This is a genomic window from Pseudomonas sp. KH_021 (assembly GCF_057838865.1).
Genome location: NZ_CM174477.1, coordinates 4,916,945 through 4,937,944, shown reverse-complemented (window position 1 = coordinate 4,937,944; position 21,000 = coordinate 4,916,945). Strand labels below are relative to the sequence as shown.

Genomic DNA, 21,000 nt, shown 5'->3' with positions numbered 1-21,000 from the left:
ACCCATGCGGGTGGCTTCAAAGAAAGGATTTGAACGTGATTGGACGCCTGCGCGGCACCCTGGCTGAAAAACAGCCGCCGCACCTGATTCTTGATGTCAATGGCCTGGGTTATGAGCTGGAAGTGCCCATGACCACCTTGTACCGTTTGCCGTCGGTCGGTGAAGCTGTCACCTTGCACACGCATTTGGTCGTGCGCGAAGACGCTCAGTTACTCTACGGCTTTTATGAAAAGCGCGAGCGTGAGTTCTTCCGCGAGCTGATCCGTCTCAATGGCGTTGGCCCCAAACTGGCACTGGCATTGATGTCAGGCTTTGAAGTCGATGAGTTGGTGCGCGCCGTCAGTGCCCAGGACGCTTCGGCGTTGGTCAAGGTGCCGGGTGTTGGCAAGAAAACCGCCGAGCGACTGTTGGTCGAGCTCAAGGACCGGTTCAAGGCCTGGGAGACGGTGCCGAGCATGTTTGCGCTGGTACCGAGTGATTCGCCTAATGGAAGCCGGCCGACAATGCCTGTGGCCACGCCGGAGAACGATGCGGTCAGTGCCTTGATTTCGCTGGGTTACAAACCCCAGGAAGCCAGCCGGGCCATCGCCGCCATCGATGCCAAGGGCCTGAGCAGCGAAGAGCTGATCCGTCGCGCGCTGAAAGGAATGATTTAAGTGATCGAAGCTGACCGACTGATTGCCGCCTCCGGGCGTGACCGTGAAGAAGTGCAGGATCGCGCCATCCGCCCTTATCGCCTCGCTGACTATATTGGCCAGCCGGTGGTGCGAGAGCAGATGGAGCTGTTCATTCAGGCGGCCCGTGCCCGCAACGAGGCGCTGGATCACACCCTGATCTTCGGCCCGCCGGGGCTTGGCAAGACCACGCTGGCCAATATCATCGCCCAGGAAATGGGTGTCTCGATCAAGAGCACGTCCGGCCCCGTGCTGGAGCGCCCGGGCGACCTGGCCGCTTTGTTGACCAATCTTGAACCCCACGATGTGCTCTTTATCGACGAGATCCACCGGCTTTCGCCGATCGTCGAGGAAGTGCTGTACCCGGCCATGGAAGACTTCCAGCTCGACATCATGATTGGCGAGGGTCCGGCTGCGCGATCCATCAAGCTGGACTTGCCGCCTTTCACGCTGGTGGGGGCGACCACCCGTGCCGGCATGCTGACCAATCCATTGCGAGACCGCTTCGGCATTGTCCAGCGCCTGGAGTTCTACAACACCGAAGACCTGACCACCATCGTCAGTCGCTCCGGCGGCATTCTTGGTTTGCCAATCGAAGATGCTGGCGCGTTCGAGATTGCTCGCCGTGCACGCGGCACGCCACGGATCGCTAACCGCTTGCTGCGTCGGGTTCGCGATTACGCCGAGGTGCGCGGCAAGGGCGAGATTACCCGTCCGGTCGCCGATTTGGCCCTGAACCTGCTAGACGTCGATGAACGTGGCTTCGATCATCAGGATCGGCGCCTGTTGTTGACCATGATCGAGAAGTTCGATGGCGGCCCGGTGGGGGTCGATAACCTGGCGGCGGCGATCAGCGAAGAGCGTCATACCATCGAGGATGTGCTTGAACCTTATCTCATTCAGCAGGGCTACATCATGCGCACGCCCCGGGGTCGAGTGGTGACCCGGCACGCTTACCTGCATTTTGGCCTGAACATCCCCAGTCGGCTGGGTGAAATGCCAGTGACCGAAGCGGGCACTGGTCGGATTGAAGAGTGAATCATCGTTAGGTACTGATTTTTTTGCTGTTTTCATGGTCCTACCGACGGGTGTGGGCAAGACCAAGGGGGAAAGCTGCACAAACCATGAAAAACAGTTGCCTGGGCGGATTGGCAACCTGAGGAGTAAGCACTAGAGTATGCGCGCGCAAAATGGGGTTCAGTCGTTCGCACATCGCTGTCGCGTTTATTACGAGGACACCGATGCGGGCGGCATCGTGTATTACGTCAATTACCTTAAATTCATGGAGCGTGCCCGTACCGAACGGTTGCGCGAATTGGGCTTTGCCCAGTCGCAACTGGTGGGCGAGAACATGTTGTTCGTCGTGCATTCCAGCGAGGCCCGTTACCACGTGCCGGCGCGGCTGGACGACGAATTGCTGGTGACTGCCGACGTAATGGAATTGAACCGCGCCAGCCTGAGATTTCATCAGCAGGTCAGGCGGGCTGCGGATGCAACGCTGCTCTGCGAAGGGCAGTTCCTGGTGGCCTGTGTGCGCGCCGATAATTTGAAACCCCGGGCCATTCCCCCCGACTTGCGTGCGGCCTTCGCCGACGCGAGCAGCCCGGGTACACACCAAAGAGCAGGAGATTAAGCGTGGAAGCTAACGTCGTCGACCATACCTCCATGTGGAGCCTGGTCAGCAATGCCAGCGTCGTTGTACAGCTGGTAATGCTGATTCTGGTAGCAGCATCGGTAACCTCATGGATCATGATTTTTCAGCGCAGCACCATGCTGCGCGCCGGTCGTCGTGCCCTGGAAAGCTTCGAGGAGCGCTTCTGGTCGGGTATCGACCTGTCCAAGCTGTACCGCCAGGCGGGCAGCAACCCTGACCCGGACTCCGGTGTCGAGCAGGTATTCCGTGCCGGCTTCAAGGAGTTTTCCCGTCTTCGCCAGCAGTCGGGTGTAGACCCGGATGCCGTCATGGAAGGTGTGGGGCGTGCAATGCGCGTGGCCATCTCCCGTGAGGAAGAAAAGCTCGAGCAAAGCCTGCCGTTCCTGGCCACCGTGGGCTCCACCAGCCCTTATATCGGCCTGTTCGGTACCGTCTGGGGGATCATGAACTCCTTCCGCGGCCTGGCATCTGCTCAGCAGGCGACCTTGGCCACTGTGGCCCCGGGTATTGCCGAGGCCCTGATCGCCACCGCAATCGGCTTGTTTGCCGCCATTCCTGCGGTCATCGCCTACAACCGCTTCGCTGCCCGCAGCGAAATACTGATCGGCCGTTACTACACGTTCGCCGATGAGTTCCAAGCCATCCTGCACCGTAAAGTGCACACCAGCGAAGAGTGAGCAGGTAGACCCAATGGCTCGAGTTCGCCACAAACGCAAGCCGGTCGCCGAAATGAACGTGGTGCCATACATCGACGTGATGTTGGTACTGCTGGTCATTTTCATGGTGACCGCACCGATGCTCAACCAGGGCGTGAAGGTTGATCTGCCCAAGGTTTCCAGCGAAGCCTTGCCGCAGGACAACAACGTCCAGATCCTGACCATCTCCATCAAGGCCGACAAGACCTACTTCTGGAACCTGGGCAGCGAAGTCGATACCGAAAAACAGATGGATAAAGCCATGACGTTGCCGCAGATGACCAATGCGGTCACCAAGATCATTGCTGCCGGACGCGACCAGGGCAAGCAGACCCAGGTGTTCATTCGCGGTGACAAGTCCGTCGATTACGGCGCGGTCATGGGCGCGATGGGCGGGTTGCAGAAGGCGGGTGTCGGCAATGTTGGCTTGATTACCGAGGCGCCCTGATGCAACAGCGAGAGCAATCCGCCTCGGAAAGCTATTTCTGGCCCAGCGTCTGGGCCATCGCGCTGCACATACTGGTGTTTGGCATGCTGTTCGTCAGTTTTGCCATGACGCCGGAGTTGCCGCCGTCCAGGCCTATCGTCCAGGCAACGCTGTACCAGCTGAAATCGAAAAGTCAGGCCACCACCCAGACCAATCAGAAGATTGCCGGGGAAGCGAAGAAAACCGCGTCGCGCCAGACTGAAGTCGAGCAGATGGAGCAGAAAAAGGTCGAGCAGCAAAAGCAGGAAGCGGTGAAGGCTGCGGAACAAAAGAAAGAAGAAACAGCTCAAAAAGCCGAAGAAGCCAAAAAAGCTGACGAGGCGAAAAAAGCCGAGGCGGCGAAGGCAGACGAAGCCAAGAAAGCCGATGAGGCTAAAAAGGCTGATGAGGCCAAGAAAGCCGATTCTGCTAAAAAGGCCGAAGAGAAAAAACTGGCCGATATAGCCAAGAAAAAGGCCGAGGAAGAAGCCAAGAAGGAGGCTGAAGAGGACGCCAAGAAGCAGGCTGCCGAAGAGGCCAAGAAAAAGGCCGCTGAGGACGCCAAGAAGAAGGCTGCCGAAGAGGCCAAGAAAAAGGCCGCTGAGGACGCCAAGAAGAAGGCTGCCGAAGACACCAAGAAAACGGCTGCTGCCGAGGAGGCGAAGAAAAAAGCCGCTGAGGATGCGAAGAAGAAAGCGGCTGCCGATGCTGCCAAGAAAAAGGCAACAGACGCTGCACGCAAGGCTGCCGAGGACAAGAAAGCCCAGGCGCTGGCCGAATTGCTGTCTGATACCACCGAACGTCAACAGGCCCTGGCCGATGAGCGTGGTGACCAGGTAGCGGGCGACTTCGACGATCTGATTCGTGCTCGTGCTGCCGAAGGTTGGGCGCGTCCTCCTTCTGCGCGCAAGAACATGACGGTTGTGTTGCAAATCGGCATGTTGCCCGATGGCACCATCACCAACGTGAGCGTTGCACGCTCCAGTGGCGATGCGCCGTTTGACAATTCGGCGGTCGCGGCGGTCAAGAACATTGGTCGTTTAACAGAAATGCAGGGCCTGAAACCGAGCGAGTTCAATCCCTATCGTTCATTCAAGATGACATTCACACCTGAGGATCTAGCCTTGTGATTAACATTCTTCGAGGACTGCTGGTCGTTCTCTGCTGCACAGCGGGAATGGTCGTTGCAGAAGAAAAGAACATCCTGGTCACCAGTGGCAGCGACCGTGCCACGCCTATCGCCGTCGTTCCATTCGGCTTGCAGGGCGGCAGTGTACTGCCTGAAGACATGGCCCAAATCATTGGTAATGACCTGCGCAACTCGGGTTACTACTCGCCGATTCCACCACAGAACATGATCAGCCAGCCGACCCAGGCCAGCGAAGTCATCTTCCGTGACTGGCAGGCGCTGGGCGCCCAGTACGTCATGGTGGGCAGCATTACTCCGGCCGGCGGTCGCCTGCAGGTGCAATACGCCCTGTTCAACGTAGCCACCCAGCAGCAAGTGCTGACCGGCAGCGTGTCTGGCAGTACTGACCAGTTGCGCGATATGTCTCACTACATTGCCGACCAGTCGTTTGAAAAGCTGACCGGCATCAAAGGTGCATTCTCCACTCGCATGCTGTACGTGACGGCTGAGCGCTTTGCTGCCAACAACACGCGCTACACCTTGCAGCGTTCGGACTACGACGGTGCTCGTGCAGTGACGCTGCTGCAATCGCGTGAACCGATCCTGTCTCCGCGTTTTGCCCCGGATGGCAAGCGCATTGCCTACGTGTCGTTCGAGCAGAAGCGTCCTCGTATCTTCTTGCAAAATATCGATACCGGTCGCCGTGAGCAGATCACCAACTTCGAGGGCCTCAACGGTGCCCCGGCATTCTCGCCGGACGGCAATCGCCTGGCGTTCGTGTTGTCCAAGGACGGTAACCCGGAAATCTACGTGATGAACCTGGGCTCGCGTCAATTGACCCGTGTCACCAGCAGCCCGGCCATTGATACCGAACCGTTCTGGGGCAAGGATGGTTCGACCATCTACTTCACCTCCGACCGTGGCGGCAAGCCACAGATCTACAAAACCAGCGTGGGTGGTGGCGGTGCCGAGCGCGTTACCTTTATCGGTAACTACAACGCCAACCCTAAATTGTCCGCTGATGAAAAGACTCTTGTCATGATTCATCGTCAGGATGGCTTCACCAACTTCAAGGTGGCAGCTCAAGATTTGCAACGCGGAAGCGTAAAGATCCTCACAGAGACCAGTCTTGATGAGTCGCCTACTGTTGCGCCCAACGGCACCATGCTAATCTACGCCACCCGCCAGCAGGGCCGGGGAGTCTTGATGCTCGTATCCCTCAATGGGCGAGTGAGGCTCCCGCTTCCTACCGCTCAAGGCGAAGTCAGAGAACCGTCCTGGTCCCCTTACCTGAACTGATGCGGCGACGTTGTACGTTTTACTTAACACATTGGGGTTCATTAGGAGTTTCACGATGGAAATGCTGAAGTTTGGTAAGTTTGCTGCGCTGGCTCTGGCCATGGCTGTAGCTGTAGGTTGCTCCTCGAAGGGCGGCGACAACGCTGGTGAAGGCGCTGCTGTCGATCCTAACGCTGGCTACGGTGCAAACACCGGCGCTGTCGATGGCAGCCTGAGCGAAGAAGCTGCTCTGCGCGCAATCACTACCTTCTACTTCGAATACGATAGCTCGGACTTGAAGCCAGAAGCCATGCGCGCTCTGGATGTTCACGCTAAGGATCTGAAAGGCAACGGCGCTCGCGTCGTGCTGGAAGGCAACACCGACGAGCGCGGTACTCGCGAGTACAACATGGCTCTGGGCGAGCGTCGTGCGAAAGCCGTTCAACGCTACCTGGTACTGCAAGGCGTTTCGCCTGCTCAGCTGGAACTGGTTTCCTACGGCGAAGAGCGTGCAATTGCTACCGGCAACGACGAGCAGTCGTGGGCTCAGAACCGTCGCGTCGAATTGCGTAAGTAATTCGATATGCGAACGTGCCGTCGTGCTGTAACTGTCTTGGCTCTCACCCTGCCTTTGTTGGCATGGGCTGAGGTTCCTGTGGTTGATAACAACGATGCCGGTGGCTATGACGCCGGTGGGGGCAGTAGTTATCCGCCTGCGGGTTACGGTACGAACGGCGCCTACGCCGGGGGAGGGGTTTCGACCCCGACCTCGTCGCAGGGGCAGCTGTTCTTGCAACTGCAGCAGATGCAGGAGCAGATCGAGCGCCAGCAGGACAAGATCGAAGTCCTGCAAAACGAAGTGTCGCGCATCAAGCAAGAGAGCCTGGAACGTTATCAGGACCTTGATCGGCGCATTGGAAGTGGCAGTGCCCCGGCACCTGCGGCATCCGAGAATTCTTCTACCGGTGGCGATATCAACGCCCCCGGTACTCCCGTAGCGCCGGCCGGCCAAGCGCCTGCTGGCAGCGAAGCGGGCGATCCGGCGAAGGAAAAGCTCTATTACGATGCTGCCTTCGACCTGATCAAGGCCAAGGACTTTGACAAGGCCAGCCAGGCGTTCAACGCCTTCCTGCGCAAATACCCCAACAGCCAGTACGCGGGCAATGCCCAGTACTGGTTGGGCGAAGTAAACCTCGCCAAGGGTGATTTGCAAGGCGCAGGCCAGGCCTTTGCCAAGGTCAGCCAGCTGTATCCCAAGCACAACAAGGTGCCTGATTCGTTGTACAAGCTGGCCGACGTCGAGCGCCGGCTTGGGCACATGGACAAGGTCAAGGGGATTTTGCAGCAGGTCGTGAGCCAGTATCCTGGTACTTCAGCAGCGCAATTGGCGCAGCGAGACCTGCAGCGGCTCTGAGCCAAACGCCTTGATTTGAAGAAACCCGCGCTTGCCGCGGGTTTTTTCGTTAGAATCTTGGCCCTTTTATTGAAATACGCTTTTCCGGGCTGCGCGATGTCGAGTCTGGAAAGGTGCCTGACGGAGGCGGACGGCCTGTTTAGCTGTCTCGCCCGTGGCGACTATGCAAGATACATTACGAATTACCGAAGTTTTTTACTCGTTGCAGGGTGAAACGCGCACGGCTGGCCTGCCCACTGTGTTTGTTCGCCTGACGGGCTGCCCTCTGCGCTGCCAGTACTGCGACAGCGCCTATGCCTTCAGTGGCGGCACCCTCCGAACCCTGGACTCCCTTCTTGAGCAAGTGGCTGGCTTTCGCCCACGCTACGTCTGTGTGACGGGCGGCGAGCCATTGGCCCAGCCCAATGCTATCCCGTTGCTCAAGCAGCTGTGTGATGCCGGTTACGAGGTTTCGGTCGAGACCAGCGGTGCGCTGGACATATCCGCTGTCGACACGCGGGTCAGTCGTGTGCTTGATCTCAAGACGCCCGGCTCCAAAGAAGCTCATCGCAATCGCTATGAAAATATCGGTTTGCTGACCCGCAATGACCAGGTCAAGTTCGTGATCTGTTCTCGGGAAGATTACGACTGGGCTGTCTCCAAGCTGATTGAATATCGGTTGGATGAGCGGGCGGGCGAAGTCTTGTTCTCGCCAAGCAAGGATGAAATGCGGGCGACCGACCTGGCGGACTGGATTGTTGCCGATAACCTGCCGGTACGGTTGCAGATGCAGCTGCATAAACTGCTGTGGAATGATGAGCCGGGGCGCTGAGAGGAGTGAGCAAGCAATGAGCGAAAAACGCGCGGTAATTCTGCTGTCCGGTGGCCTGGATTCAGCCACGGTGGTTGCCATGGCCAAGGCCGAAGGCTACAGCTGCTACACCATGAGTTTTGACTACGGCCAACGCCATCGCGCCGAGCTGGATGCAGCGGCTCGTGTCGCCCGTGACCTGGGTGTGGTCGAGCATAAGGTGATTGGCTTGAGCCTCGATGGCATTGGTGGGTCAGCCCTGACCGATACGTCCATCGATGTCCCTGAAGCGCCGAGTGAAGGCATACCGGTCACTTATGTGCCGGCTCGTAACACGGTGTTCCTTTCGTTGGCCCTGGGCTGGGCAGAAGTGTTGGGCGCTCGGGATATTTTTATTGGCGTGAACGCCGTGGACTACTCCGGCTACCCGGATTGCCGTCCCGAGTTTGTCGAAGCGTTCGAGCGCATGGCCAATCTTGCGACCAAGGCGGGTGTGGAGGGTAACGGATTCCGTATCCAGGCCCCGCTGCAGAATCTCAGCAAGGCCGCTATCGTCCAGGCGGGCATTGCCCGTGGCGTGGACTATAGCCTCACCGTTTCCTGCTATCAGGCCGACGATCTGGGCCGTGCGTGCGGCAAGTGCGACAGCTGCCGTCTGCGTGCCGAAGGCTTTGCCGCGGCGGGTGTCAGCGACCCAACGAGATATTTTTGAAATATTTTTCTGATAGGTGTTGAATTCCCGTTAGAAATCAGTATTATACGCCTCACTTAGCGGGTCGTTAGCTCAGTTGGTAGAGCAGTTGGCTTTTAACCAATTGGTCGTAGGTTCGAATCCCACACGACCCACCACATGCTTCATCAGAAAAGCCGCTTTCAAGTTCAATGCTTGAAAGCGGCTTTTTTGTTGCCTGTCATTCGGAGGAAACTAATGATTCTCGTTTCTTTCGAGCGTTTCACCCATGGTCAAAAAAATCTTTTGAATTCATCCAATTATCTGTAGCCTTCGGCGTTTTCGCGGGCTGTGTGCCCGCTTGCAGCCACGTACCGGCTCTGCGAGAGTCGGGTGGTATACTCGACTTTCGCGCACTAGCGCTTGCAGGTCTTGCGAACATGACGCAAATTTCCGAACGCCTTCTGGTACAAGCCCACCTCGACGCCAAGCAGCCCAAGCCGCTGACGCCAGAGCAAGAGGCTCATCTTCGTTCCGCCATCGCCGACGAGCTCAAGGCTCAGGACGCGGTGCTGGTTGCTCACTACTATTGCGACCCTGTTATCCAGGCCCTGGCCGAGGAAACCGGCGGGTGCGTCTCTGACTCCCTGGAGATGGCCCGTTTTGGCAAGAATCACCCCGCCAAGACAGTGTTGGTGGCCGGTGTGCGCTTCATGGGCGAAACCGCAAAAATCCTGACCCCGGAAAAACGGATTCTGATGCCGACCCTGGAGGCGACTTGCTCGCTGGACCTGGGCTGTCCGGTCGATGAGTTCTCGGCATTCTGTGATCAGCACCCCGATCGTACCGTGGTGGTGTATGCCAATACCTCGGCAGCGGTGAAGGCGAGAGCAGATTGGGTCGTGACTTCCAGCTGCGCGCTGGAAATCGTCGAAAGCCTGATGGATAACGGCGAGAAAATCATCTGGGCGCCGGACAAGCACTTGGGGCGTTATATCCAGAAGCAAACCGGTGCCGACATGCTCTTGTGGGACAGTGCCTGCATCGTCCACGAAGAGTTCAAGTCTCGCCAGCTGGAAGACATGAAAGCCCTGTACCCGGATGCCGCGATCCTGGTTCACCCAGAGTCGCCGGAATCGGTTATCGATCTGGCCGACGCCGTGGGTTCCACCAGTCAGTTGATCGCTGCCGCGCAAACGCTGCCGAACAAGACCTTTATCGTCGCCACCGACCGCGGCATCTTCTACAAGATGCAGCAGCTGTGCCCGGACAAGGTGTTTGTCGAGGCCCCTACGGCGGGTAATGGCGCCGCGTGCCGTAGTTGCGCACATTGCCCCTGGATGGCCATGAACACGCTAGAGCGCACCTTGCAGTGCCTGCGTGAGGGTAGCAACGAGATCTTCGTCGACCCGGCAATCATTCCCCAGGCCATTCGCCCGCTCAACCGCATGCTCGACTTCACTCATGCGGCGCGCATGAAGTTGTCCGGTAACGCGTAGGAGCTGACCTTGGTCGCGATGCGGGCGTCGCGGTCTTGGAATAAACCGCGGTGATGCCATCGCGAGCAAGCTCTGCTCCTACAGGGTTTGTCAGCGCATCATTTCCTTGACCATCCGTTGCTGGTCCAGCAGCTCGCGTTGACGCGCATCGATACGTGATTGCAATGGCAGGTTATTGGCCTTGCGCTTGGCCAGGTCCAGCTGTTGCACGGCCTGGTCGAAGTCGCCCACCAGGGCGAAGTACTCTGCGCGGGCCTGGTGCAGGCCGATGATGTTGCCGGAGAGCCCGCGGGTTTCGGCGACCATGTACCAGATGTCCGGGTCGTCCGGGCGGCTCTTGAGCAGCTTATCCAATGTCTTTTCTGCCTCGCCGGCCTTGTTCTGCTTGAGCAGCACGTCGACGCGGGTCTGGTTCAACGGATAGTTGTTGGGATACAGGGTCAGCATCCTGTCCACACGCTGTTGGGCGTCGGCCAGGCGATTGTTGGTCAGGTCCAGGTCGATTTGCGCCAGGTTGTAGGTGACATCATTCGGCGTCTTGGCGAGTAACTGCGCCAGGCCTTCGCGGGCCTCGTTGAGCTGGCCGCTCTTGATCTGGGCAAGTGCCAGGCCGTAGCGCGCGGCGTCGAGCTTGGGGTTCTCGTCGAGCAAGGCGCGAAAACGCTTGGCGGCAAGCCCGGGCGTATCTTCAAAGGCCAGTTGCACGCGGGCGCGCATCAGTTGATAGCGCAGGCTGTCTTCAGTGCCACCCTTGGCGGCTTGTTCGGCGCGGTTACGGGTGTCGGCAATCCGCGATTCGGTCACCGGGTGCGTCAGGAGGAATTCGGGTGGCTTGGCATCGAAGCGGTACTGGCGCATCAAGCGTTCGAACATGGTTGGCATGTTGCGCGGGTCATACCCGGCTCTCTCCAGGTTCTGGATGCCGATGCGGTCGGCCTCTTGCTCGTTCTGCCGTGAAAAGGTTCGCTGGGACTGGATGGCAGCCGCCTGGGAGCCGGCAATGGCGGCGATGCCGGCGTCACCGGCACCTGCTGCGGCTGCCACGATGCCAACCAACAAGGCTGCCATCATCGGCACCTGCATGCGTTGCTGGGCTTCAACCCCGCGGGCGAAATGGCGTTGTGACAAGTGCGCCAGTTCGTGCGCCAGTACCGAGGCGTATTCCCCTTCGGTCTGGGCATTGAGAAAAAGCCCGCCGTTTACCCCGACGATCCCCCCCGGGGCGGCGAAGGCGTTGAGTTCCGGGCTCTTGATCAGGATGAATTCCAGGCGCCGGTCTTGAAGTTGGCTGGTTTCCGCCAATTTGTAGACGCTGGTTTCGACAAAATCCTTGAGCTGGGGGTCGGACAGCTGGGCCACCTGGCTGCGCAACAGGCTGAGCCAGGCGCGGCCCAAGTCATGCTCCTGTTGCGGGGAAACGATGGAAGAGCTGGCGTCGCCGAGTGACGGCAGGTCGTCGGCGTGGCTTGGAATAGCCAGCAGGCAGGCCAGCGTCAGCAGGGTAGGGCGCAATAAAGTCATGCACAAAGCTCGGGTCGACAAAGAACCTACTGTAGCTGGCTACCCGTCCTGCGGCCAGAGACCTGCCTGCTTGCGATATGCTGACGGGCTTGTCGATATGGATCGAAAGTCGAGTATCGTTGTCTGAGACAATCGCGCAATAGCCTGGAGTGAATCAATGACCTTCGTTGTAGAGTGTGACGCTGAACTCGACGCTACCGGGCTGAACTGCCCGCTGCCCCTGCTCAAGGCCAAAATGGAACTCAATCGCCTGGCCAGTGGGGCGGTATTGAAAGTGGTGGCGACCGATGCGGGATCGCAGCGCGATTTTCGCAGCTTTGCGCGTTTGGCCGGCCATACGTTGTTACACGAAGACGTGGAGTTGGGTGTCTACACGTACTGGTTGAAAAAAGCCTGACCTCGGCGATTTCAGTTTTTAAGGATGATTGATGTTCAAAGTGCTTCGCGACTGGATCCAGCGCTACTTTTCCGATGAAGAAGCAGTGGTACTGGCGGTCCTGTTGTTTCTTGCCTTCGCGGCAGTATTGACGCTGGGAGGGATGCTGGCGCCGGTACTGGCCGGGATGGTACTGGCCTTTCTCATGCAGGGCCTGGTCGTGGGCCTGGAGCGCTTGCGGGTACCGACGGGTGTGGCTGTCGGGGTGGTCTTCGCCTTGTTCATGGCTGCCCTGGGGGTGTTTCTGCTGGTGCTGGTGCCGCTGCTCTGGCATCAGTTGATCACCTTGTTCAACGAGCTGCCGGGCATGCTGGGCAAGTGGCAGTCGCTGCTATTGCTGTTGCCTGAGCGCTATCCACACTTGGTGTCCGATGAGCAGGTGTTGCAAGCCATCGAAGTGATGCGTGGCGAGATTGGCAAGTTTGGCCAGTGGGCGCTGACCTTTTCGCTGTCGAGCCTGCCGCTGCTGGTCAATATCATGATCTACCTGGTGCTGGTGCCGATCCTGGTGTTCTTCTTCCTGAAGGACCGCAGCATGATCGGCCAGTGGGTGCTCGGTTATTTGCCGCGTGAGCGAGCCTTGCTGACGCGTGTGGCCCAGGACATGAATCGGCAGATCGCCAATTACATTCGTGGCAAGGTCATCGAGATCTTTATCTGTGGTGTCGCCACCTACATCGCCTTCGTGGTGCTGGGCCTGAACTACGCCGCCTTGCTGGCGCTGCTGGTTGGCCTGTCGGTGGTGGTCCCTTATGTGGGGGCCGTGGTGGTGACGGTGCCAGTCACCTTGATTGCCTTGTTCCAATGGGGTTGGGGCGATCAGTTCATCTACTTGATGGCGGTCTACGGCATCATCCAGACACTGGATGGCAACGTGCTGGTGCCGCTGCTGTTCTCCGAGGCGGTCAATCTGCACCCGGTGGCGATCATTTGTGCGGTGTTGTTGTTTGGCGGTCTGTGGGGCTTCTGGGGGGTGTTCTTCGCGATCCCCCTGGCCACGCTATTCAAGGCCGTGCTTGATGCCTGGCCGAAGCAGGAGCCGACAGTAGCACCGATGATTTAATCCAGGCTATTGGCGTAGCTCTAACAATGTGGGAGCTGGCAAGCCAGCTCCCACAGCTCCCACAGCTCCCACAGCTCCCACAGCTCCCACAGCTCCCACAGCTCCCACATCACCCACATTGTTAGCGTTGCATCAAGCGTTGAGCGCTTGCGCCTCGGCCAGTACGGCGTCGACATGGCCGGGCACCTTCACCCCGCGCCATTCCTTGCGCAGCACGCCGTTCTTGTCGATCAGGAAGGTGCTGCGGTCCACGCCCATGTATTCCTTGCCATACAGCTTCTTGAGCTTGATGACATCGAACAGCTGGCAGAGCGCTTCGTCCTTGTCGCTGATCAGTTCGAACGGGAAGGCCTGCTTGGCCTTGAAGTTCTCGTGGGATTTGAGGCCGTCGCGCGACACGCCAAAAATCTCGGTGCCAGCGGCCTGGAAGGCCGGGTACTGGTCACGGAAACCCTGGCCTTCGGTGGTGCAGCCAGGGGTGCTGTCCTTGGGGTAGAAATAGAGCACCACCTGCCGACCCTTGAGGTCCGAAAGGCTGACCGTCTTGTCGCTGGTGGCCTGGGCCTGGAAGTCTGCCACTGCCTTGTCGAGTTCAACTGCCATGCTTGCTCTCCTCAGGCGGGGTTCTGTGGGCGCCAAGGTTCGATCAGCGCATCAAGGTTGAGGGCGTCGGCGAAATCCAGGAACTGATCACGCAGCCAACTGATTTGAGTGCCGGCCGGCAAGGTCACGGTAAAGGTGGCGTTGAGCATGGTGCCGCCGGTTTGCGGGGCCTGGTAGGTGTCGCAGGTCAGGTTCTCAAGTTCAACATTGTGGTTGATAAAGAACTGGCACAGCTCGTTGACGATGTCAGTGCGGTAGGCAGCGCTGACATAGGCCACATAGGGCAGCGCCTGTGGGCGGTTGTCCAGCGCTGCGCTGCGAACCACATTGACGGTGAAACCGTGTTTCTTGGCAAGGCCCGGCAACCCGGTTTCCAGTCGCGCCAGGGCATCCCAGTTACCCGACACCTGCAGCACCAACGCGCTGCAGTCGCCATGGCGAGTGAGGCGCGAGGTGATGACCGCACAGCGGTTGTCGTGGCTGGCGCGGGACAGGACATTGGTCAGTTCCATGGGGTTTGGGCCCAGGGCGCTGATGACGAGAAATTGTTCGCGAACGGTGGGGGTGGACATGCAGCATTCCTAAAGCGATGAGCGGTCGATACGGTCAAGGGCGGGTTTTGCCATTTGGCGCGTGTCTCGGCGGGCCTGCGAAACCTGTGGCAATCACCATTGCTAAGCGCAAAAAGACGGCGCAGCGAGCAACGACGGCCCAGGAATGAGGGTTATAGCACCGAAAAGGGACGCGGCAAGTCAGCAAACAGGTCGGTCCGTACCGATCAAAGTCAGAAGGGTAGCGAAAAGCGTCGCCGAGGGGAATGCTCAGCCGCCGGACTTCGCTTGTGCAAGCCTGATAGCGCCAGTACCATTACGGCTCTCTTTTTCCGGCAGGAGCGGTTGCATGATTACGGGCAGTATGGTGGCACTGGTCACACCCATGGATGCACAGGGTAATATCGACTGGAACAGCCTCGCCAAGCTCGTGGATTTCCATCTGCAAAACGGCACCCATGCCATTGTTGCGGTAGGCACCACAGGCGAATCCGCGACACTCGACGTCGATGAACATCTCGAAGTCATCAAATATGTGGTCGAGAAAGTCGCAGGGCGCATTCCGGTCATCGCCGGTACCGGTGCCAACTCGACGAGCGAGGCCGTGCGCCTGACCAAGGACGCCAAGGACGCCGGCGCTGACGCCTGCCTGCTGGTGACCCCGTACTACAACAAGCCGACCCAGGAAGGCCTGTACCAGCATTTCAAGCACATCGCCGAAGCCGTCGACATTCCGCAGATCCTCTACAACGTGCCTGGCCGCACCGCTTGCGACATGCTGGCCGAAACCGTTATCCGCCTGTCGACCGTGAAAAACATCATCGGCATCAAGGAAGCCACCGGCAACCTTGAGCGCGCCAAGCAAATCCTGGACGGCGTGCCGGCCGATTTCCTGGTGCTGTCCGGCGATGACCCGACTGCCGTTGAACTGATCCTGATGGGCGGCAAGGGCAATATCTCGGTGACCGCCAACGTCGCCCCGCGTGAAATGGCCGACCTGTGCAACGCCGCGCTCGCTGGCGATGCCGACACGGCGCGCGCCATCAACGAAAAACTCATGCCGCTGCACAAAGACCTGTTCGTTGAAGCCAACCCGATTCCGGTCAAGTGGGCACTGTACGAAATGGGCTTGATGCAGGAGGGCATCCGCCTGCCGCTGACCTGGCTGAGCGCTAAATATCATGAAACAGTGCGGAACGCCTTGCGTGATTCCGGCATTCTGAAAATTTGAGGAAGTACACCGCATGAAGCGATTGGCTGGCCTGTCTGCCCTTGCCCTGGTTATCTCGAGCACCAGCGGCTGCGGCTGGTTGTGGGGCGAGGATGGCTACTTCCGCGATCGTGGCAGCGATTACCTGGAGGCGCATCCTACGGCTGCCATGCAGTTGCCACCTGATGTCACCACCAGCAAGCGTCTGGACCCTCTGTTGCCGATTCCTCGCAACGTTGCCGACAGCAACGTCAAGGGCGAGTACGAGGTGCCGCGTCCGCTGCCGATGCAGGCTTCCGCCGAAGCGACCGACTACAGCCTGCAAAAAAGCGGCGAGTCGCGTTGGGTCCTGGCGCAGCATTCGCCCTCGGAAGTCTGGCCGGTGGCGCGTCAATTCTTTGAAGACAACGGTTTTCGGATTGCCGAAGAGCGCCCGCAAACTGGCGAATTCAGCACCACCTGGCAGCGTTTCGATGAATTGTCTGCAAGTATGGCCAAGCGTCTGGCCAGCAGTGCAAGCAGCAGCGACAACGAAGCCCGCGTACGCGTGCGGATCGAGCCTGGCGTTCAACGCAATACCAGTGAAGTCTACGTCGTAAGCGTCGAGCGTCCTGCCGGCAGCACCACTGAAGTCGACTTCCCGGCCCGTTCGGGCAGCGGTATCGATGCGGCGCTGACCGACGAATTGCTGGCCAGCATGACTCGCAGCGCCGAGAAGGGCGGTTCGGTATCCTTGTTGGCTGCGCGTGATTTCGACGCCCCGACCCGCGTCACACTGGAAGAAGACGGCAGCGGCAACCCGGTGCTGAGCGTCGGCACCGATCTTGACCGTGCCTGGTCCAGTGTTGGTCGCGCCTTGGAGCAGGGCGAATGGCGCATCGAAGACATCAACCGCAGCCTGGGCCTGTACTACATCAACTTGGCCGAAAAAGCCGAGAAGCATGATCAAGAGCCTGGCTTCTTCAGCAAGCTGTTGGGTACCGCCCCTTCCAAGGAAGAGCGTGAAGCTCGCGCCGAGCGTTATCAGGTCCGCCTGAGCAAGGTCGGTGACAGCGTGCAGGTGACGGTCGAGAAAAACATCAATACTGTGGCGCCGGCCGATGTGGCTCGCCGCGTACTGACCTTGATCCAGGATAACCTGGGTTAAGTGCGCTTCGCGAATTTAGGAAGCGGAAGCAAGGGCAATGGCACGCTGGTCGCAAGTAGCGATACTTGCGTACTGGTTGACTGCGGATTTTCCCTGCGAGAAACCGAGCGCCGGCTGGCCCGATTGGGCATGACGCCGGCGCAATTGAGCGCCGTGATAGTGACTCACGAACATGCCGACCATGTGCATGGGGTCGAGTTGCTGTCGCGGCGCTACAATTTACCGGTCTATATGAGCCGGGGTACCCAGCGCGGGATGCGCAAGCCGGTCGAGGCGGCCGGGTTCATGGCCGGTGGCGAGAGCCTGCAAGTCGGTTCTCTGAGCATTAGAGCGGTGGCTGTCGAGCATGATGCGCAAGAGCCCACCCAGTATGTGTTCAGTGATGGGCGCCGACGTTTTGGCCTACTGACGGACCTGGGCTCATACGATGGCAACCTGCTGGACTGCTATGACGGTGTGGACGCCTTGATGATTGAGGCCAACCACTGTCGAGATTTATTGGCCAGGGGGCACTACCCAAGCTTTCTCAAGCAACGGGTGGGCGGCTCCATGGGGCATTTGAACAACCACCAGGCGGCCGGCCTGGTGGCCGAGTTGGGCTGGCAGCACCTGCAACACCTGGTGCTGGCCCATCTCAGTAGCAAGAACAACCTGCCGCAGCTGGCCCGGCAACAATTTGTCGACACCCTGGGGTGCGACCCGAGCTGGCTGCAATTGGCCGATCAAGATTCTGGGCTCGACTGGCGTGAAATCGCCTAGCCCATCTATTTAGCAAGCGGAGCCCATCATGGAAAAACGTGAAGAACTCTACCGCGGCAAAGCCAAGTCGGTTTACAAGACCGACGACGCAGACCGCTTGATCCTGCTGTTTCGCAACGACACTTCGGCGTTCGACGGCAAGCGTATCGAACAACTCGACCGCAAGGGCATGGTGAACAACAAGTTCAACGCCTTCATCATGCAGAAGCTCGAAGAGGCCGGTATCCCGACTCAATTCGACAAACTGCTGGGCGACAATGAGTGCCTGGTCAAGAAGCTGGACATGATTCCGGTCGAATGCGTGGTTCGTAACTACGCCGCCGGCAGCCTGGTCAAGCGCCTGGGCGTCGAAGAAGGCATGAAGCTCAACCCGCACACCTTCGAACTGTTCCTGAAGGACGACGCCAAGGGCGATCCGTTCATCAACGAATCCCACGTCGTGGCATTCGGTTGGGGCACCGCCGAGCAATTGGCCAAGATGAAAGAGCTGTCGCTCAAGGTCAACGACGTGCTGAACAAGCTGTTCGATGACGCTGGCCTGCTGCTGGTGGACTTCAAGCTGGAATTCGGCGTATTCCACGGCCAAATCGTGCTGGGCGACGAGTTCAGCCCGGACGGCTGCCGCCTGTGGGACAAAGAAACCCGCAAGAAGATGGACAAGGACCGCTTCCGCCAGGGTCTGGGCGACGTCATCGAAGCCTACGAAGAAGTCGCAAAACGCCTGGGCGTGCCGCTGTAAGCGGCAAGTTCACGCAAGCGCCTGATAGCACGCAATTTTTTTTCGCTTGGGGGCTTCGCCTTCTGCGAAAGTGCTGGTATCATGCGCGCCATTGGAGAGATGCCGGAGTGGCCGAACGGGACGGATTCGAAATCCGTTGTACTGGCGACAGTACCTAGGGTTCAAATCCCTATCTCTCCGCCATACATACAAAAGCCCCGTAATTCAATGAATTACGGGGCTTTTTGTTTTTCGATTGTACTACTCTGTTGTACTACTAAAATCGCCCTCGCTGCACTCCCTCGATCCATCGCTTCACCTTCGACTTCCAATCAGCAGGCAATCGATGCGGCTCAAGCTCCGCCAGTAAGCTCGCCAATCAATGCAGCGTGGCAATTTGAAAACAGCTCCGCCACCTGTCTCGGCGTGCCAATAATTTCTTTGGCTCGTGTGTCGTCGTGTGAGAAGACTTCAGCCAACCGGCTATATTGAACAAGCTATCCTTGTTCAATTCAGAGCGTTGTAACAGCTCCTGCGAGGAAGATCAGGGTGTGGAGGTGAATCCACCATGGACTTTGAAGCACAGCTAAAGCAATGGTGCGATACTCCGAGCGGCCCCTATCGCCGCCCATTCTCGCCGAACCCAAACTGGTCTACGGCTGATCTAATCATTATTGGTACGAACCCGGCTACGCCTCTTCGCGAGCAGTTCTCCTCATTCGATGAGTATTGGGCTTCGCTGACCCTCTTTCCGGCTCTGTTCTGGGAGCACTATGAAGCTCAGCACTGCGGGGGGTACCTCGAAATCAACTCGTTGGACGATGAAACTGATCGAATTGGTCAGCCCGCTCAATTGTCTGGTTACGAACACATGTTGGTATCCAGTGCAGAAACAGAAGGAAATCCCCAGAGCTGAGTGGAGGCTCGCCCACCAAACTCTGACGGCGCTCATCTCGCATATCAAACCCAAAGCTGTTTTCTGTCATGGCTCTAGAGCTGAGGAATTTGCCAGGTCATTGGGTATCCATATTGATCGCTATCAACCGCCCGAAGCACAGCATTCAATGCTAAAAGGCAGTCTATTTCTGGCATACCACCATTTCTCAGGCCAAGGACTTCGCAAGGGAGCCAAATTTGATCCAGCTACAGAGCTACCTAGATTCGCCGAACGCATAAAGAAGCATTCCGCCTCTGCCTAACTGTGAAGCTAGGGTAGGCGTCTGGCCAACAGACCTTCCTGATGCAGCGGGCGAGCGAGATTGCTGAGCTGTTGCCGCACAACTGGGTGCCGTTACGCAACCTGTGATGCCCGTTCGAGTCTTCCTTCCATGCATGCCCGTACGAAGCTCGATCCTTGTCGTCAGACTATTGGGTGCTCTGCTGGTGAGCTGAATCACGCGGACTGTGATTTGCAATTGCCAGTATTGGGGTGTGCCACTAGGATGCGGTGTCTGATCAAGGAAAGTGACATGGAATTTCTAGAGCGATTGAATGCGTTGTCCGCCAAAATCCAACATCAGGGTGGGGCGATCCAAACCGAGGAGGCTACCAAGACAGCCTTCATCATGCCGTTCATCAACTCTGTGCTTGGATACGATGTGTTTGATCCCTCCGAGGTGACGCCGGAGTACGTCTGCGATGTCGGGACAAAGAAAGGCGAAAAGATCGACTATGCAATCATGAAGAATGGTGAGGTTCAGATTCTGATTGAGTGCAAGAAGATCGGAGAACCGTTACACATCAATCATGCAAGTCAGCTCTTTCGGTACTTTCATGTAACCAGTGCTCGTATCTCCATTCTGACCAACGGCCGTGTCTACAAATTCTTCACTGATCTAGATGCTCCGAACAAGATGGACGAGAAGCCGTTTCTGGAGCTGGACCTGCTGGACCTTGATGAGCACGTGCTACCTGAGCTCCAGAAGCTAACCAAATCGGCATTTGATGTTGATTCGATTATCAGTGCTGCTGGTGAGCTGAAGTACGTTAGCCAGATCAAGAAGGAAATTGCTTCTCAGTTTGTTCAACCCAGCGATGACTTTGTGAAATTCTTCGCTGCCCGTGTTTATGATGGAATCATCACGCAAAAGGTTCGGGATCAATTTGCTATTTTGACGCGTAAGGCATCCGCTCAATTCTTGGGTGATCAGGTAAATGAGCGTCTGAAGTCGGCAATGAATGGTGTGATTCAGCCGTCCTATCCGCTAGCTTCCATTGAGAGCGAGCCGGTAAGTGAGTCTGCTCCCGCTGAAGAGTCTGGCGAGGATTTGGTCCAAACGACGCTTGATGAGCTGGAAGGCTTTCATATCGTAAAGGCTATTGTCAGGGCGGTGGTTGATGCGAAGCGGATTGTTCATCGGGATACGCAAAGCTATTTCGGCATTCTTCTCGACGACAACAATCGTAAGCCAATTTGCCGGCTTCACTTCAATCGAAGTCAGAAGTACATCGGTATTTTCGATCACGAGAAGAACGAGGCTCGACACCCCATAGCTTCCGTAGATGATATCTATGGTTTTGCAGAGCAGCTTAAAGGGGCTATCTCGTACTACGAGTGATTATCTCGCTCCGTTCGCACTGAGATGCTCCCCGCTTGCCAGTAAATGGGTGGGCAGTGGGAGCTCTTTTGTAGTCGGGTTTGGTTCTGGCTCGGAGTGATTGGTCGAGTTTCAGCGGATGCCCGAGCGCTGATTGACCTGAAAATATCCGCAACTTGTCATGAC

General features: G+C 57.9%; 22 protein-coding genes, 2 tRNA genes and 1 pseudogene. 22 read left to right on the top strand and 3 right to left on the bottom strand.

All coding sequences use genetic code 11. The features are described from left to right. Positions 1-35: 35 nt before the first annotated feature. The 13 genes and pseudogenes from ruvA to nadA all read left to right on the top strand — a co-directional run bounded on the left by ruvA (position 36) and on the right by nadA (position 10,269). Complete coding sequence (gene ruvA / locus AC3IX4_RS22785; protein ID WP_489257618.1) at positions 36-656, top strand: Holliday junction branch migration protein RuvA; 621 nt, start codon at positions 36-38, stop codon at positions 654-656. Then, positions 657-1,712, top strand: coding sequence for a Holliday junction branch migration DNA helicase RuvB (gene ruvB, locus AC3IX4_RS22780; RefSeq protein ID WP_489257617.1), 1,056 nt, complete (start codon positions 657-659; stop codon positions 1,710-1,712). Between the two features lie 139 nt (positions 1,713-1,851). Beyond that, positions 1,852-2,320: pseudogene (gene ybgC, locus AC3IX4_RS22775) on the top strand (tol-pal system-associated acyl-CoA thioesterase). After that, positions 2,310-3,005, top strand: a complete 696-nt coding sequence (gene tolQ / locus AC3IX4_RS22770; RefSeq protein ID WP_489257616.1) for a protein TolQ — start codon at positions 2,310-2,312, stop codon at positions 3,003-3,005. Before ybgC ends, tolQ begins: the two are co-directional and overlap by 11 nt. Before the next feature lie 13 nt (positions 3,006-3,018). Further along, positions 3,019-3,471, top strand: coding sequence for a protein TolR (gene tolR / locus AC3IX4_RS22765; RefSeq protein ID WP_489257615.1), 453 nt, complete (start codon positions 3,019-3,021; stop codon positions 3,469-3,471). Next, entirely contained in the window at positions 3,471-4,619 is a 1,149-nt protein-coding gene (gene tolA / locus AC3IX4_RS22760; protein ID WP_489257614.1) for a cell envelope integrity protein TolA, read from the top strand. The genes tolR and tolA overlap by 1 nt, the downstream gene beginning before the upstream one ends. A gap of 47 nt (positions 4,620-4,666) precedes the next feature. Continuing rightward, complete coding sequence (gene tolB / locus AC3IX4_RS22755) at positions 4,667-5,917, top strand: Tol-Pal system beta propeller repeat protein TolB (protein ID WP_489261342.1); 1,251 nt, start codon at positions 4,667-4,669, stop codon at positions 5,915-5,917. A gap of 55 nt (positions 5,918-5,972) precedes the next feature. Further along, complete coding sequence (gene pal, locus AC3IX4_RS22750; protein ID WP_489257613.1) at positions 5,973-6,473, top strand: peptidoglycan-associated lipoprotein Pal; 501 nt, start codon at positions 5,973-5,975, stop codon at positions 6,471-6,473. A gap of 6 nt (positions 6,474-6,479) precedes the next feature. After that, a complete protein-coding gene (gene ybgF, locus AC3IX4_RS22745) occupies positions 6,480-7,310 on the top strand; it encodes a tol-pal system protein YbgF (protein ID WP_489257612.1) in 831 nt (276 codons plus the stop codon). A 163-nt stretch (positions 7,311-7,473) separates the two neighbouring features. Beyond that, positions 7,474-8,121: a 7-carboxy-7-deazaguanine synthase QueE gene (queE, locus tag AC3IX4_RS22740; protein ID WP_489257611.1), complete on the top strand. Its 648-nt coding sequence runs from the start codon at positions 7,474-7,476 to the stop codon at positions 8,119-8,121. 16 nt (positions 8,122-8,137) lie between these two features. Further along, positions 8,138-8,812 carry a 7-cyano-7-deazaguanine synthase QueC gene (queC, locus tag AC3IX4_RS22735; RefSeq protein WP_489257610.1) on the top strand — a complete coding sequence of 225 codons (675 nt, stop codon included), beginning with the start codon at positions 8,138-8,140 and terminating at the stop codon, positions 8,810-8,812. A gap of 61 nt (positions 8,813-8,873) precedes the next feature. Beyond that, a tRNA-Lys gene (locus tag AC3IX4_RS22730) sits at positions 8,874-8,949 on the top strand. Between the two features lie 261 nt (positions 8,950-9,210). After that, complete coding sequence (gene nadA, locus AC3IX4_RS22725) at positions 9,211-10,269, top strand: quinolinate synthase NadA (protein ID WP_489257609.1); 1,059 nt, start codon at positions 9,211-9,213, stop codon at positions 10,267-10,269. A gap of 90 nt (positions 10,270-10,359) precedes the next feature. On the opposite strand, the gene AC3IX4_RS22720 is transcribed toward nadA, so the two are convergent. Then, complete coding sequence (locus AC3IX4_RS22720; RefSeq protein ID WP_489257608.1) at positions 10,360-11,790, bottom strand: M48 family metallopeptidase; 1,431 nt, start codon at positions 11,788-11,790, stop codon at positions 10,360-10,362. A gap of 157 nt (positions 11,791-11,947) precedes the next feature. Here AC3IX4_RS22720 and AC3IX4_RS22715 point away from each other — a divergent pair, with 157 nt between their 5' ends. Then, a complete protein-coding gene (locus AC3IX4_RS22715; RefSeq protein ID WP_489257607.1) occupies positions 11,948-12,187 on the top strand; it encodes a sulfurtransferase TusA family protein in 240 nt (79 codons plus the stop codon). A gap of 31 nt (positions 12,188-12,218) precedes the next feature. Then, a complete protein-coding gene (locus AC3IX4_RS22710; RefSeq protein WP_489257606.1) occupies positions 12,219-13,289 on the top strand; it encodes an AI-2E family transporter in 1,071 nt (356 codons plus the stop codon). A 132-nt stretch (positions 13,290-13,421) separates the two neighbouring features. Here the strand turns inward: AC3IX4_RS22710 and AC3IX4_RS22705 are convergent, their stop codons facing one another. Both AC3IX4_RS22705 and AC3IX4_RS22700 read right to left on the bottom strand, forming a co-directional pair. Next, positions 13,422-13,892: a peroxiredoxin gene (locus AC3IX4_RS22705; RefSeq protein WP_489257605.1), complete on the bottom strand. Its 471-nt coding sequence runs from the start codon at positions 13,890-13,892 to the stop codon at positions 13,422-13,424. A gap of 11 nt (positions 13,893-13,903) precedes the next feature. Beyond that, on the bottom strand, positions 13,904-14,464 hold the full coding sequence (locus AC3IX4_RS22700; RefSeq protein ID WP_489257604.1) for a glycine cleavage system transcriptional repressor: 561 nt from the start codon (positions 14,462-14,464) through the stop codon (positions 13,904-13,906). 328 nt (positions 14,465-14,792) lie between these two features. On the opposite strand from AC3IX4_RS22700, the gene dapA reads away from it, so the two are divergent. The 7 genes from dapA to AC3IX4_RS22665 all read left to right on the top strand — a co-directional run bounded on the left by dapA (position 14,793) and on the right by AC3IX4_RS22665 (position 20,835). Beyond that, positions 14,793-15,674, top strand: a complete 882-nt coding sequence (dapA, locus tag AC3IX4_RS22695; protein WP_489257603.1) for a 4-hydroxy-tetrahydrodipicolinate synthase — start codon at positions 14,793-14,795, stop codon at positions 15,672-15,674. Positions 15,675-15,687: 13 nt separating this feature from the next. After that, positions 15,688-16,800, top strand: a complete 1,113-nt coding sequence (gene bamC, locus AC3IX4_RS22690) for an NlpB/DapX family lipoprotein (protein ID WP_489257602.1) — start codon at positions 15,688-15,690, stop codon at positions 16,798-16,800. Continuing rightward, positions 16,801-17,559, top strand: a complete 759-nt coding sequence (locus tag AC3IX4_RS22685; RefSeq protein ID WP_489257601.1) for an MBL fold metallo-hydrolase — start codon at positions 16,801-16,803, stop codon at positions 17,557-17,559. Positions 17,560-17,587: 28 nt separating this feature from the next. Continuing rightward, positions 17,588-18,298: a phosphoribosylaminoimidazolesuccinocarboxamide synthase gene (gene purC, locus AC3IX4_RS22680; protein ID WP_166569334.1), complete on the top strand. Its 711-nt coding sequence runs from the start codon at positions 17,588-17,590 to the stop codon at positions 18,296-18,298. Positions 18,299-18,391: 93 nt separating this feature from the next. Beyond that, positions 18,392-18,481: transfer RNA gene (locus AC3IX4_RS22675), tRNA-Ser, on the top strand. Positions 18,482-18,845: 364 nt separating this feature from the next. After that, positions 18,846-19,193, top strand: coding sequence for a hypothetical protein (locus AC3IX4_RS22670; protein WP_489257600.1), 348 nt, complete (start codon positions 18,846-18,848; stop codon positions 19,191-19,193). A gap of 553 nt (positions 19,194-19,746) precedes the next feature. Then, positions 19,747-20,835, top strand: coding sequence for a type I restriction endonuclease (locus tag AC3IX4_RS22665; RefSeq protein ID WP_489257599.1), 1,089 nt, complete (start codon positions 19,747-19,749; stop codon positions 20,833-20,835). The last annotated feature ends 165 nt before the right edge of the window (positions 20,836-21,000 follow it).

What these genes read in the sequence shown, in the direction of transcription:
- nadA (WP_489257609.1), top strand. Translation starts at nt 9,211, where the DNA reads ATGACGCAAATTTCCGAACGCCTTCTGGTACAAGCCCACCTCGACGCC.
- AC3IX4_RS22705 (WP_489257605.1), bottom strand. Translation starts at nt 13,892, where the DNA reads ATGGCAGTTGAACTCGACAAGGCAGTGGCAGACTTCCAGGCCCAGGCC.
- AC3IX4_RS22665 (WP_489257599.1), top strand. Translation starts at nt 19,747, where the DNA reads ATGGAATTTCTAGAGCGATTGAATGCGTTGTCCGCCAAAATCCAACAT.
- queC (WP_489257610.1), top strand. Translation starts at nt 8,138, where the DNA reads ATGAGCGAAAAACGCGCGGTAATTCTGCTGTCCGGTGGCCTGGATTCA.
- bamC (WP_489257602.1), top strand. Translation starts at nt 15,688, where the DNA reads ATGAAGCGATTGGCTGGCCTGTCTGCCCTTGCCCTGGTTATCTCGAGC.
- queE (WP_489257611.1), top strand. Translation starts at nt 7,474, where the DNA reads ATGCAAGATACATTACGAATTACCGAAGTTTTTTACTCGTTGCAGGGT.
- tolB (WP_489261342.1), top strand. Translation starts at nt 4,667, where the DNA reads ATGGTCGTTGCAGAAGAAAAGAACATCCTGGTCACCAGTGGCAGCGAC.
- purC (WP_166569334.1), top strand. Translation starts at nt 17,588, where the DNA reads ATGGAAAAACGTGAAGAACTCTACCGCGGCAAAGCCAAGTCGGTTTAC.
- AC3IX4_RS22720 (WP_489257608.1), bottom strand. Translation starts at nt 11,790, where the DNA reads ATGACTTTATTGCGCCCTACCCTGCTGACGCTGGCCTGCCTGCTGGCT.
- ybgF (WP_489257612.1), top strand. Translation starts at nt 6,480, where the DNA reads ATGCGAACGTGCCGTCGTGCTGTAACTGTCTTGGCTCTCACCCTGCCT.
- AC3IX4_RS22715 (WP_489257607.1), top strand. Translation starts at nt 11,948, where the DNA reads ATGACCTTCGTTGTAGAGTGTGACGCTGAACTCGACGCTACCGGGCTG.
- tolR (WP_489257615.1), top strand. Translation starts at nt 3,019, where the DNA reads ATGGCTCGAGTTCGCCACAAACGCAAGCCGGTCGCCGAAATGAACGTG.
- AC3IX4_RS22710 (WP_489257606.1), top strand. Translation starts at nt 12,219, where the DNA reads ATGTTCAAAGTGCTTCGCGACTGGATCCAGCGCTACTTTTCCGATGAA.
- AC3IX4_RS22700 (WP_489257604.1), bottom strand. Translation starts at nt 14,464, where the DNA reads ATGTCCACCCCCACCGTTCGCGAACAATTTCTCGTCATCAGCGCCCTG.
- pal (WP_489257613.1), top strand. Translation starts at nt 5,973, where the DNA reads ATGGAAATGCTGAAGTTTGGTAAGTTTGCTGCGCTGGCTCTGGCCATG.
- dapA (WP_489257603.1), top strand. Translation starts at nt 14,793, where the DNA reads ATGATTACGGGCAGTATGGTGGCACTGGTCACACCCATGGATGCACAG.
- AC3IX4_RS22670 (WP_489257600.1), top strand. Translation starts at nt 18,846, where the DNA reads ATGGACTTTGAAGCACAGCTAAAGCAATGGTGCGATACTCCGAGCGGC.
- tolA (WP_489257614.1), top strand. Translation starts at nt 3,471, where the DNA reads ATGCAACAGCGAGAGCAATCCGCCTCGGAAAGCTATTTCTGGCCCAGC.